The sequence below is a fragment of the Helcococcus sp. SA-HE-C1 genome (assembly GCF_985670335.1).
Genome location: NZ_OZ484652.1, coordinates 855,429 through 868,347 on the forward strand (window position 1 = coordinate 855,429; position 12,919 = coordinate 868,347).

A 12,919-nucleotide genomic window follows, 5' to 3' on the forward strand; every position below is an offset into this window, starting at 1 on the left:
CTCCTAAATTAATTTTGTAAATAAATCCTTAATATATTTCTCATATTTGCTTATTACTATTTTGTTTTTTAATGACTTTACTGAAATCTTTTCATCAAATATTAATTTATATGCCACCAATTGTTGATCTTTATACAAAATATCCTTATCGTCTGAATATCTTCTATCTCCAATAATTGGGTGCCCAATATCTGCAAGACTAACTCTGATTTGATGTGTTCTACCAGTCAATATTTCTACTTCTATTAATGAATATTTTTCTGTACTTAAAATTGGATTAACTTTTGTAATCGCTTCTTTACCATTTTCACTTACCGATACATTATTATTATCATCTTTCTCAAGTTTTTTTTTAATTGTAAGTTTTTTATTCAATTTCCCTTTAACTATTGCAAGATAATATTTTTTAATCATTCCATTATCAATAGCATCATTTAATTGTAAAAGCGATTTTCTATTTTTTGCACCAATTACAAGTCCCATAGTATTTCTATCAATCCTATTTACTATTGCCGGTCTAAATGTGGGATTTAGTCTTGGAATATACTCTTCTCTCTCTATCATTAAATCGACAATAAAATCTACAACATTTTTACCATAATCTTTTGGGCTTGCTGCATGAACTAAAACATTTTGAGGCTTATCTATTACCATTACATCATCATTTTCAAACGCAATGTCTAAATTAATTTTAGACTTAATACTTTTTTTTTCTTCTTGCCATTTTTCAATTTCTTCATCATAAATATATAGATAAAGTATATCGCCTTTATACATAATCGTACTTGGTTCAACTCTATTTTTATTGACTTTTATTTTTTTCTTACGAATCCACTTATATATAAGTGAATTTGGTGCTTTTGATATATACTTATTGAGATACTTAATCACAGTTTGATTATCATCATTTACACCTATTTTTATTTCTCGCATATATTACTCCTTAATATAATAATTATAGCATAAATGCTAAAAACTAATTAAAGCCCACTAGATATTTATATCTAAGTAGGCTCTAATTATTGATATATGATGAAATTAAGGATTCTCTCTCTTTTTCTTCAAAAATATTTAATGATATAAGTAACTTTTTTATTTCTGAGTTTTTGGTATGTAATATTATTTTCTCTTTATTCATAAAATATATCTCAAAAATTTCATTTGATAAATTTTTAGAGTGTAATTTAATATTATACGCTATAATCTTTTCTGGTTTTTCAAGGTTTATCATTGCTATTATTGATTTATCTTTATGATGATAGCAATTTATTTTATTATTTTCTGCCAATTTATATCTTTTTTGATCTCTTACATTTTTAGAATTTTTATATTTCTTACTATCTTCTAAGTATATTTTCGCCTTTGAATTGAAATAATTATAGTTAAATAGAGCTTTATTAAAAGAATCTAAGACCACGAATGGTCTTAGATTTATTTTGTAATATATTTCATTATTTAACATATTAAATTCTAGCTTTGTAATTTTCTTTTCTACTAGTAAATCAATATATTGATTTCTCAAATTAATAAATTTTTCTAATTTTTTTTCATCTGTTATTATCATTACATCTCTACAATTTCAAATTCTCCATTTTCAGGAAGTTCGTCTTTATCGTTATCAAACCCTAATAAAACTTCAATTTCATTTTCTTCAGATAGTTTACTCAATCTAGAAAGCAGGTGTTTTGTGTTTTCTTTATTAAAATCTATTATTTGATATATTCCATCTAAATAGATTTTTTCGATATCATAATCCCTTGATATAATCCCTGCAATAAAACCATATAATGAATCTACACTATCTATTCCAAATTTTTTTGCATTTATCAATCTAACAGCATAATCTAGTGAAAAAATATGAGAATCATCAGTATCAATAAATACTATGTTACCGTTACCTCTTGATTTTTCTTCATTAGCATTATCAATTAAATATTTTGTTTTACCACTACCTGATTTTCCTAGTATTAGTTTAACCATAATATACCATCCTTCCTTTATTTTGAATTAATTATTCACAACTACAACCTTCACAACCGCAAGCATCATGGTGATGATGTCCATCCTCTCCACATCCGCAATTATGCTCATGTTCATGACCTACAAACTCTAGATCTTCATCCACTACTTGATAATATGCTTCACTGGCTAATTCAAACTCTTCATCCGATTCAATCATTGATACATCAAATGAATCACCGTTTTCTATCGCTCTATATAATAATATACTATTTTCTTCGCCTTCTATTGGTAATAACGCAATGTAACCTTGTTCATCAACATTAAATTGTGCTATTATTACACACTCTAATTCAGTATCATCCTCAAGTACTAATGTAAACTCCTGGAAATCCTCTTCATATTCTTCGATTTCATCATTAAATTCTAGATCTTCTTTTTCATATCTGTTTTTATCATCACTCATTAGATTCCTCCTAAAATTCTTTATTTAAATATACCCTATTTTATTATTTTCTACAAATTTTTTAGTAACTCTATTAAATATTTGAAAACGAATTCAACTGATGTGATTGAAACCTGTTCAGATGGCGTATGAGCACCTGTGGTTGTTGGCCCTATGCTAATCATTTCAATATTAGGATATTTTTGACTTAATGTACCCGTCTCAAGACCAGCATGTATTACAGCGACTTCAATATCTTTATTTGTTAAGTTTCTATATACCTTTTTTGTTGCTTCTAATAGCTTTGTGTTAAATTTCGGTTCCCACATTGGATATCTATCATTAAATTTCGCTTCAAAACCAAATTCTTTTCCAGTAAGTACAATTTTTTCACTTAATTCGTCCATATCTTTTGAATCTGATGACCTAATTGATGTATGAATGTAAAACTCGTTTTCATTTGTTTTAAGTATCGCCAAATTATTTGATGATTTTACAATATTTAAGTTATCATCCACTGAATTAACACCATGTGGTAATTTAATTATAGCATCTATAATATTTTTAGAATCTTCTTTATCTATATATTTTCTGCATTCATTTAATTCATTGATTTCAATATTAATTGAAGGTTCAATTCTTTTTTTTATTTCTAAAAGTCTAGACTTTAATGTTTCAAATTCTCTTAAAAATTCATCTTTTTCAGAATTTTTAACACCAATTTTATATTCTGAATTTGTTGGAATCGCATTTTGCTTTGATCCACCTTTTACTTCAATAAGAAGTAGGTCAAATTTCGTGAATAAATCTTTAATTATTGAAGATAATTCTTTATTAGCATTAAGTAAATTTTCATGAATCATCAATCCTGAATGTCCACCTTGCAAACCGTTTAATTTTATTTCAAAATTAGTGTATTGAGATTTTTCGAATCTATCAAATGATTTAATTAATCTAGCTTCTGCACCACCCGCACAACCAACAAATACTTTCCAATCTTCTTCGTTATCTAAATTTATTAATTTTTTACCTCTTAAAATATTATCTGATAATCCTTTGACACCATCCATTCCTGTTTCTTCAGTAGTCGTGAATAAAGCTTCAATTTCAGGATGTTCTAAATCTTTATCTTCTAAGATTGCCATAGTTAAAGCTACACCAATTCCATCATCAGAACCTAATGTAGTTCCTCTAGCTTTAATAAAGTCTCCATCAATATACATATCAATTGGATCACATGCAAAATCATGATCTGAGTCATCCGTTTTAACACAAACCATATCTAAATGACTTTGCAATATTACAGTATCACTATTTTCAAAACCTTTTGTTGCCGGTTTAATTATAATTACATTTCCAAATTCATCTCTGGTAGTTTCATAGCCTAATTGTTTACCAAAGTTATACATAAATTGAGAAATTTTCTCTTCATCATGTGAGCATCTAGGTATTTGATTTATTGACTCAAAATGTTTAAAAACTAGAGCTGCGGTTGAATTTTTTAATTCTTGCATTATTCCCCCTCTACAACGTCAAATTTTTCTTTCAATTTTTTTGTTTTATTTAAGTATAATTCTTGTTGCTTTTGAGATATCATAGTTCTTTTTAAATCTTCTTTGTATGATTCAAAGTTATTTTCTTTAATTAAATGTTTGTGATCTAATCTTATGATGTGATATCCAAATTGTGTTTTAACCGGTTCCGATACTTCCCCATCTTTTAATTTCAATAATGCTTTTTCAAACTCTGGAACCATTTGACCTGATTGGAAGTGACCTAAATCACCACCTTTTTCTTTTGATGGACAAGTTGAATCTTCTTTTGCCAATTCTTCAAAGTCTGCTCCATTATCAATTTTTTCTTTGATTTTCTTTGCTTCTTTTTCATCTTTTACTAGAATGTGGTACGCATGAAATTCATAAACTTCTGAAAAGTGGCTCGGATTTTTTTCGTAAAATTCTTTTGCTTCTTCATCAGTTACTTCAGCTGAACTAAGTATTTTTTTCATTGCAAATTGTTTTAAGATTTGATCCTTTGCAAACTCCACTTCAGTTTTATAATCTTCTTCTTTATCAAGCCCATTATCTAAAGCATCTAATAGTAATAATTCTTGATTTAACAATTCTTCAGCAACTTGTTTTTTTCCTTCTGGTGAATTAAATCTAAATCCATCTTGACCTAAGTTTGCTATAAATTTTGTAACATCTTGTTCTGTTATTTCTCTTCCATTAACTTTGTAATATACTTTATTTGACATAATTATCTCCTTTATTTATTTGTATTCCATTATTCTTAAATACTATTCTTCTTTGTTTATATAATCTACCGATAGATTTCTTAAATTGTGATTTGCTCATATTAAAAACTTTTCTAATTACTTTTGGATCACTCTTATCATTAACTCTTAAAAATCCACCATTATCTCTGAGTATGGAAAAAATAAAATCTGCATCTTGATTCAATTCAACATGAGATCTATTATTTGTTGTTAGATCAATTTTACCATCTGATTTTACATTTTTAACTCTAAGCTTGATATTATCACCAACCTTAGGAACACCCGTAATTTCTATTTGAGGTAATAATCCATTGTATTTTCCATCTATTAAAATAAATGCACCAATGTCGCTGTTATATGAATATATTACCCCTTCTACCCAATCATCTTCTTTATAGGGAACATTCGTTTCAAAGTAATCGTCTATTTTCATTGTAGCACATAGTCTTTTTGATTTATCTACATAAAGTCCAACTAAATGATATGAATATTTTTTTATTTGTCCTAATTGCTCTTCAAAAGGTAATAACAAATCTTTATCAAGTCCCCAATCTAAGAAAGCACCAATTTTAGTTGTATCAAGCACTTGTAAAAGTGCTAACTCTCCCAATTCTATTTTAGATTTCTTAGTTGTTGCAATTGGTCTATTGCTATTATCTTTATATATAAACACCTCAATTTCATCGCCTACTTCTTTATCTTTTTTTAGATATTTTCTAGGTAATAAAATATCCTCTTCTAAATTTTCATTATCTACTTCACCTATGAAGGCCCCAATTGACGTGATTCTTTTAATCTGTAATTTTTGTGTTGTCCCCAACTTTATCATGTATAAACTCCCTTGAGAAACCATATCCAATTACTTCGCTTATATTGCTTGTATAAACAAAGGCTTCTTCATCTACTTCTTGAATAAAGCGTCTTATTTTTATATATTGTTTTCTATCCACTACCGTTACTAATATGAATTTATCTTTTTTTGTATATCCACCAACTGCTTTATATAGCGTAGTTCCTCTAACAATCTCTGTAGATATAAAATTATTTATTTTATCAATTTCATCTGAAATAATCGTCATTGCAATTTTAGAGTTAAAACCTGTTATTGCATAATCTACCGTGTACGATGTTATAAATAATGAAATTAGTGCATATATACCACTATCTAATCCAAACACTATTGCAGCAAATATAATAACTGTAGAATCTGCTATAATCATTCCTATAGAAACACTATAATTAGTGTATCTTTCAATTATTTTGGCTATAACATCTGTTCCACCTGTTGATGCGTTTTCCATAAACACTATTGATAATCCTATACCAATTAAAGCACCACCAATTACAACATTAACTAAGCTATCCTTGATTATAGGACCATCTAACTTTACTAAAGAATCTAAAACACCAACAAATGTTGAATATCCAAAAGAACCTACTATGGTATAAAGGCAAATTCTTTACCTAAGAAATAAGCTCCAGCAACAAGTATCAAAGCATTTAGAATAATCATTACTAAACCTACGTTTATTCCTGGTATAAGATGTTTAATAATTTGTGCGAAACCAGTTACACCACCCGCAGCAATATTTGCAGGAATGTTAAAGAAGAATGCTCCAACTGACATTATTGCACAACCTAGTAATATATAAACTAATTTCTTCAAATTAAATTTTGTTTTTTTCAACATTTATAACCTCGCATTAATCTATTTCAACCACCATTGCTAAAACCATTGGATCCCTTTTTAGCTCTGAGTAAACATAGTTTCTCATTTTATCAATTATTAAATATTTCATTTGTGAAATATCTGTTATTTTTTTAGAATTAATTTCGTTTTTAATTAAATCTAGCTGTTTATATGCTCCAGACATAATATCTGTTGAATCTTTTACATAAATAAATCCTCTTGATATCATTCTTAATGAACCAACAACTTCTTTTTTGCTTTTACTATACACTAAAGTAACACTTATTAGTCCGTCTTCTGCTAATTTCATTCTATCTCTTAAGACAATATTTCCAACGTCACCAATTCCTAAGCCATCAACAAGTACTTTACCCGCCGGTACTTCACCAACTTTATTTGCGTTATTTTTATCTAATTCTATTACATCACCGATATTTGTTATAAATACATTATCTGGATGCATCCCCATCTCAACTGCTAAATCTTTATGCATTTTTTGATGTCTATATTCTCCGTGTACCGGAATAAAGAATTTTGGTTGAACCAATGATAAAACTAGTTTTAATTCTTCTCTTGATGCATGTCCTGAAACGTGAACATCTGCAAGCTTAGAATATACAACGTTTACTCCCAATTTAGATAGATTGTTTATAACAGTTCCCATAGACTCTTCATTACCAGGAATAGGTGTTGCTGAAATTATTACAGTATCACCTTCTTGTAATTTTAGTTTTCTATGTTCTTCTCTCGCCATTCTTGTTAAGGCAGCCATTTGTTCACCTTGACTACCCGTTGTAAGCATTACAATCTCTTCGTCATCATATTTGTCTATATGTTTAATATCCTGAATGGTATCTTTTTTTACTTTTAAATATCCTAAATTAACAGCAATATTTATATTTTTAACCATTGATCTACCAGATATAAACATTTTTTTATTGTGATACTCTGTGGCATCAAATACTTGCTGAATACGATGTAAGTTAGAGGCAAATGTCGCTACTGTAATTCTACCTTTTGCTTCTGCAAAAACTTTCTTAAACGTTTCTCGAATTGATTTTTCACTCATAGTGTAACCGGGTCTCTCAACATTTGTGCTATCACTTAAAAGACAAAGCACTCCCTTTCTCCCTAGTTCTCCAAATCTCTGTAAATCCATTTGAACGCCATCGATTGGTGTGAAATCAACCTTAAAGTCACCAGTAAATAATATAACTCCTTCATTTGTATGAAGAGCTATAGCACATGAATCTGGTATAGAATGATTTACAGCGATAAATTCCACATCAAAGTCGCCTAATCTAATCGTCTGACCTTGAGATACTTTCTTCAATACCGAAGTATCTAATCCATGCTCTTGTATTTTTGATTCTATCAATCCTATGGTAAGCCTAGTAGCATATACTCTCATATTTATTTTTTTCAACAAATATGGTACAGCTCCTATATGATCTTCGTGACCGTGTGTAATAACTAGACCTTTTATTTTATGTTTATTTTGTTCTAAGTATGTGTAATCTTGAATTACTATGTCAATACCTGGCATAGATTCATCTGGAAATATTGTACCTGCGTCTACAATAATTATTTGATTATTGTATTCTACGGCAGTCATATTTTTACCGATTTCCCCCACTCCACCTAGCGGTATAATTTTTATTTTTGATTTTCTAACTTTTCTTTTGTAATTATGTTTCATTTTTTACCTTTCTACTCTTCATAGCTTTCATCTATTAATTCTTCATAAAGAGCTAGGATTTCATTAAATTCTTCTTCATCTTCTATTGTTTCAAAAACTACTTCATTATCTTCTAAATGTATTTCTAATATATATAATTGATCATCATTTTCATCCAATAATGCCGCATAATCTTTTTCTTCTACTCCAAATGTATCTAGCAATAAAAGTTTTATAGTTTCATTACCGTCATTTAATTCTATATATTCTACATTATCTAAATTTTCCATTATAACCTCGAATCTAAATGCGATTGCAAAATAAAACTTGCCGCAATCTTATCTATATGTTCCTTTCTCTTTTCCCTTCTTACTCCTGTTTGTATCAGCACTTCTTCAGCTGAAACTGTTGTCAATCTCTCGTCTTCGTATATAATATCTATATCTGTTTCCTTTTTTAATAAGTCTACAAAACTCATAACTCTTTGTGCAGATGGTCCCATTGATCCATCCATATTGTATGGCATACCTACAACTATTTTTATAACTTCTTTTTCTTTTGTGATTTGTAAAATTTTTTTTATATCTTCTTTAACTTTTGTTCTTTTTATTGTTGTCAGACCATTTGCAAACATTAAAAATGGATCCGATATTGCAACACCAATAGTTTTTCTACCAATATCTAATCCTATATATCTTTCCATTTTTCTCCATCTCATTAAAAAAAGGCAGAAAAAACTACCTCTTTTTAATTATTTTTTAATATCATTCTTTTCAAAATAAAAATTTAAAACTTTTTCTAACAAATCATTTCGATCTATTTGTTGAATAGTTTTTCTTGCGTTATTGTGTGAAGTAATATACGTAGGATCCCCTGATATTAAATATCCAATAATTTGGTTAGTAGGGTAATATCCTTTTTCAACTAAAGCATCATAAACTAATTTAAAAATTTCTGATACTTCATCATGCTCATCTTCGCCAAGTTTAAAACGCATTGTTTCGCCAAAATCTGCCATAACTCCTCCTATTGAAGTTGATTTTTAATAAAATTTTCTACTTCTACTAATGCTTCATCTACTTTATCAATTTCTTTTCCACCTGCTTGTGCAAAGTCTGGTCTTCCACCACCATTACCACCGGTATATTTAGCAACAAACCTAACTAAATCTCCTGCTTTTAATCCTTTTGAAATTAGATTTTTTGCAACGGCTGTAACAAAATAAATTTTATCATCGACTACGCTTGCTAATACCAATACTTTATTTTCTGTATTTCTATCAGTCTTAAATTTATCAGCAATTCCTTTTAATGAATCCATGTCTACACCATCTAATTTAGCTATTATTGACTCCACTCCACAAATATTTTTAGTATCATTTAACAATTCACCTAATACATTTGCTTCTTGTGCTTGCTTGTACGATTCAATTTGAGATTTTAATTCTTTTTCAATTTCTATTATTGACTTGATTTTATCTTCAATTATATTTTTTTGAACTTTCAATAATCCAGCTATTCTATTTTCTCTATCTATATATTCATTTAAATAGTTGTATACATTTAGACCGGTTATCCCTTCAATTCTTCTCACCCCTGAAGCGATACTTGTTTCAGATAGTATTTTATACATCATTATATTGCTTGTGTTTTCTACATGAGTACCACCACAAAGTTCAATAGAATATCCTCCCATGTCAACAACTCTTACTACTTCTTTATATTTATCTTCAAATACCCCAACTGCACCTAATTCAGATGACTCTTTTAGGCTTGTTTCAAAAATATTTACTTCTAATCCTTCAAAAATTGCTTTATTTACTCTCGCTTCAATTTCAGTTAAATCATCTTTGCTAATAGTTTCAAAATGTGTAAAATCAAACCTCATTCTTTCATCAGAAACATAGATCCAGCTTGAGTAATATGATTACCCAATACTTCTTTTAGTGCCTTATTCAACAAATGAGTAACTGAATGGTTTTTCTTAATCGCTTCACGCTTATTTGCATCTACTTTTGCTACGACATGATCATTTAATGATAGCTCTCCTTCTATACATTCTACAAAATGATAAAATATTTCATCACCAGTTTTCTTTGTATCTGTAACCTTTAATTTTCCATGGTCACTTATAATAAATCCTGTATCTCCAATTTGACCACCTGATTCAGCATAAAATGGTGTCTTATCTAATATTATTATAGAACTTTCACCTTCACTTATACTTTCTTTATCATTTCCAATAATTCCTATTATTTTTGAATCTGATGTTAGAAAATTATATCCCACAAATTCTGTACTTTCAAAACCATTTACGACAATTTTTTCATCTTCCCAACCATCTTTGAAATTCTTATTTGATCGAGATTTTTCTTTTTGCTCTTTCATAGATTTTTCAAATCCAAGATTGTCTACTTCAATATCCTTATCCGCAGCAATCTCTTTAGTTAAGTCTAGAGGAAATCCATAAGTATCATAAAGCTTAAATGCATCCTCTCCTTTTAGTATGGATTTATTATTATTTTCTAATTCTTTTAAGAAATCGTTTAATATATCAAGGCCTTGATCAATAGTTTGTTGGAAATTATCTTCTTCTTTTCTTATTATTTTTAATACTCTATTCTTATCTTCATTAAGTTCTGGATACTCTGGTTTATATATATCCATAACAATTTGTGATAATTTTTCTAGAAAATGACCGTTTATATCTAATAATTTTCCGTGGCGATATGCTCTTCTAATTAACCTTCTTAAAACATATCCTCTTCCTTCATTTGAAGGTACTACACCATCAAAAACTAGGAAGGTAATAGCTTTTATATGATCCATTATAACTCTTATTGATTCATCAACTTTTTTAGATGATTTATATTTTTTACCTGATAATTCTTCTATTTTATCTTTAAGTGGACTAAATGTATCTAATTCAAAAATATTATTAGCGTCTTCAACTACAAGGGCAAGCCTTTCAAGTCCCATACCTGTATCTATATTTGGATTATCTAATTTATTATATTCCCCATTTGCATCTTTATTAAATTGTGTAAATACTAGATTCCATATTTCTAAAAATCTGTCATCCCCTTCGTAATCTTCCCCTCTATCATAAAAAATTTCAGAAGAAGGACCACATGGTCCTTGTTCTATCTCCCAAAAATTATCTTCTTTTCCAAATCTTTTAATTTTATCTTCAGAAAGCCCAATTTCATTTTTCCAGATATCATAAGCTTCATCATCATCTAAAAACACTGAAACTGATAATTTATCTTTATCCATTTCAATTACTTCTGTTAAAAATTCCCAAGCCCATTTAATTGCTTCTCTCTTGAAATATGCTCCAAAAGAAAAATTTCCAAGCATTTCAAAAAATGTACCGTGTCTATCTGTTTTCCCAACGTTATCAATATCGCCGGTTCGTACACATCTTTGTGAGGACGTAGCTCTATTTTTTGACATTTTTTTAGAACCTAAAAAATATTCCTTCAATGGTGCCATACCTGCATTTATTAAAAGTAAACTCTTATCTTTATTTGGTATAAGAGAGTAGCTCTTTAGCCTCAAATGATCTTTTGACTCGAAAAAATCTAAATACTCTTTTCTAAGCTGGTTTAAATTCATTTTTTTCATATTAACCTCATCTATTGACTATATTTGTTCTAAAGTAATTGTATCTATAACATTTGATACAGCTGAATCAATCCTATTAAAAACATCTCTTGATGCACATTCTTCAACTTGGCAATTTTCTACTTTACATTTATGAGATAGCTCAATATTTCCTTCCAAAATTCTTATTACATCTCCAACAATTATTTTTGACGGATCTTCTTTAATTGATATCCTCCGTTTTTACCTCTTGTACTTTCAATTATATTAGCCTTTTTCAATTTTCTGAAAATTTGCTCAATATATGTCTTACTTAAATTTAAATTGGTAGATATTTCATTAATATTAATAGGTCCATCATCATACTTATCTCTTAAATATTGTAATGCACGTAGACCATATTCAGTTTTAGTCGTTAAATTCATATAATCTCCAATCTAACAATTAATATATTAAATATATCAAATTGATACAATAATTTAAAGGTAATTGCTATATTTACACTTATATCTATTATACTAGATATTACAATAATTATAAAGGGGCTATCATATTATATTCAAATAAATTCTCTAGAGTTGTCAAATATATGTGGCAAAAAAGCTATCCTTAAAATAATTTAGGTTCAACAGATATTGTTTAACCATAAAAATCAAAAAGTTGCTCAGAATAGATTTACTCTACTCTGTAGCAACTTATTATCTTGAACTATTTTCTTTTTCTAATACCTAGATACGCACCAGCTGATACTATCATCGCTATTACTAAACTTACAATTCCGATATCTCCAGTACCTGGATTTTCCGGTTTTAAAGGTTTTAATTCTGGTGCTTTTGGTAATTCTTTTTGAGTATTATCTCCAGAATAATCCATTTCGTTGATAACATCATTAAGATTAGAATATAGGTCAAATGTCAATGACTGAGTTCTAGAATCATATTTGGATGCGATTTATAATTATTCATAATTTTGTTATAATTAAGTTTATATAAAAATCTGCAGAATATTGAAAATTTATTTAATTTAAGGATATTATTCTTAAAAATAAAAATAGTTGAAAATTAATAAAATTTATTATATGATGATTCCATAAAACAAATAGGAGGTTTTAGATGATAGAAAATGGTACGCCAATACCTTATGATAATTCTAGAATTTATTCATATGCTAAAGGTAGTAGAGAAAATTATGTGTCTATAAAGTATAGTGATGTGGGATTAAGGGAATTTATGAGAAAAAGAATGACTACTAAATAGGATGATTT

General features: G+C 28.3%; 14 protein-coding genes and 3 pseudogenes. 1 reads left to right on the forward strand and 16 read right to left on the reverse strand.

Features of this window, described 5'->3' with window-relative positions; genetic code table 11:
- Positions 1 to 3: 3 nt before the first annotated feature.
- From AC4KN9_RS04505 to AC4KN9_RS04580, 16 genes and pseudogenes are all read right to left on the reverse strand, one after another.
- Positions 4 to 933: an RluA family pseudouridine synthase gene (locus AC4KN9_RS04505; protein ID WP_491017446.1), complete on the reverse strand. Its 930-nt coding sequence runs from the start codon at positions 931 to 933 to the stop codon at positions 4 to 6.
- 82 nt (positions 934 to 1,015) lie between these two features.
- Complete coding sequence (locus AC4KN9_RS04510) at positions 1,016 to 1,564, reverse strand: DUF6648 family protein (protein WP_491017447.1); 549 nt, start codon at positions 1,562 to 1,564, stop codon at positions 1,016 to 1,018.
- A complete protein-coding gene (locus AC4KN9_RS04515; protein WP_491017448.1) occupies positions 1,564 to 1,980 on the reverse strand; it encodes a hypothetical protein in 417 nt (138 codons plus the stop codon). Before AC4KN9_RS04515 ends, AC4KN9_RS04510 begins: the two co-directional genes overlap by 1 nt.
- Before the next feature lie 31 nt (positions 1,981 to 2,011).
- A complete protein-coding gene (locus tag AC4KN9_RS04520) occupies positions 2,012 to 2,425 on the reverse strand; it encodes a DUF1292 domain-containing protein (RefSeq protein ID WP_491017449.1) in 414 nt (137 codons plus the stop codon).
- A gap of 50 nt (positions 2,426 to 2,475) precedes the next feature.
- Positions 2,476 to 3,918, reverse strand: coding sequence for an aminoacyl-histidine dipeptidase (locus AC4KN9_RS04525; protein WP_491017450.1), 1,443 nt, complete (start codon positions 3,916 to 3,918; stop codon positions 2,476 to 2,478).
- Complete coding sequence (locus AC4KN9_RS04530) at positions 3,918 to 4,661, reverse strand: peptidylprolyl isomerase (protein ID WP_491017451.1); 744 nt, start codon at positions 4,659 to 4,661, stop codon at positions 3,918 to 3,920. Before AC4KN9_RS04530 ends, AC4KN9_RS04525 begins: the two co-directional genes overlap by 1 nt.
- Complete coding sequence (locus AC4KN9_RS04535) at positions 4,651 to 5,511, reverse strand: CvfB family protein (RefSeq protein WP_491017452.1); 861 nt, start codon at positions 5,509 to 5,511, stop codon at positions 4,651 to 4,653. Before AC4KN9_RS04535 ends, AC4KN9_RS04530 begins: the two co-directional genes overlap by 11 nt.
- Positions 5,474 to 5,761, reverse strand: coding sequence for a DUF2179 domain-containing protein (locus AC4KN9_RS04540; protein WP_491017941.1), 288 nt, complete (start codon positions 5,759 to 5,761; stop codon positions 5,474 to 5,476). Before AC4KN9_RS04540 ends, AC4KN9_RS04535 begins: the two co-directional genes overlap by 38 nt.
- A gap of 15 nt (positions 5,762 to 5,776) precedes the next feature.
- Positions 5,777 to 6,372: pseudogene (locus AC4KN9_RS04545) on the reverse strand (YitT family protein); the annotation flags it as partial.
- A gap of 13 nt (positions 6,373 to 6,385) precedes the next feature.
- On the reverse strand, positions 6,386 to 8,071 hold the full coding sequence (locus tag AC4KN9_RS04550) for a ribonuclease J (protein WP_491017453.1): 1,686 nt from the start codon (positions 8,069 to 8,071) through the stop codon (positions 6,386 to 6,388).
- Between the two features lie 11 nt (positions 8,072 to 8,082).
- Complete coding sequence (locus AC4KN9_RS04555) at positions 8,083 to 8,340, reverse strand: DUF1292 domain-containing protein (RefSeq protein WP_491017454.1); 258 nt, start codon at positions 8,338 to 8,340, stop codon at positions 8,083 to 8,085.
- Positions 8,340 to 8,753, reverse strand: coding sequence for a Holliday junction resolvase RuvX (gene ruvX, locus AC4KN9_RS04560; protein ID WP_491017455.1), 414 nt, complete (start codon positions 8,751 to 8,753; stop codon positions 8,340 to 8,342). Before ruvX ends, AC4KN9_RS04555 begins: the two co-directional genes overlap by 1 nt.
- 48 nt (positions 8,754 to 8,801) lie before the next feature.
- The gene (locus tag AC4KN9_RS04565; protein ID WP_491017456.1) at positions 8,802 to 9,068 is read right to left on the reverse strand and encodes an IreB family regulatory phosphoprotein; all 267 of its coding nucleotides are present in this window, start codon (positions 9,066 to 9,068) and stop codon (positions 8,802 to 8,804) included.
- A gap of 8 nt (positions 9,069 to 9,076) precedes the next feature.
- Positions 9,077 to 11,676 (reverse strand): annotated as a pseudogene (gene alaS / locus AC4KN9_RS04570) (alanine--tRNA ligase).
- Positions 11,677 to 11,694: 18 nt separating this feature from the next.
- Positions 11,695 to 12,080: pseudogene (locus AC4KN9_RS04575) on the reverse strand (RrF2 family transcriptional regulator).
- A 283-nt stretch (positions 12,081 to 12,363) separates the two neighbouring features.
- Positions 12,364 to 12,573: a hypothetical protein gene (locus AC4KN9_RS04580; RefSeq protein ID WP_491017457.1), complete on the reverse strand. Its 210-nt coding sequence runs from the start codon at positions 12,571 to 12,573 to the stop codon at positions 12,364 to 12,366.
- Between the two features lie 194 nt (positions 12,574 to 12,767).
- On the opposite strand from AC4KN9_RS04580, the gene AC4KN9_RS04585 reads away from it, so the two are divergent.
- Entirely contained in the window at positions 12,768 to 12,911 is a 144-nt protein-coding gene (locus AC4KN9_RS04585; protein ID WP_491017458.1) for a hypothetical protein, read from the forward strand.
- The last annotated feature ends 8 nt before the right edge of the window (positions 12,912 to 12,919 follow it).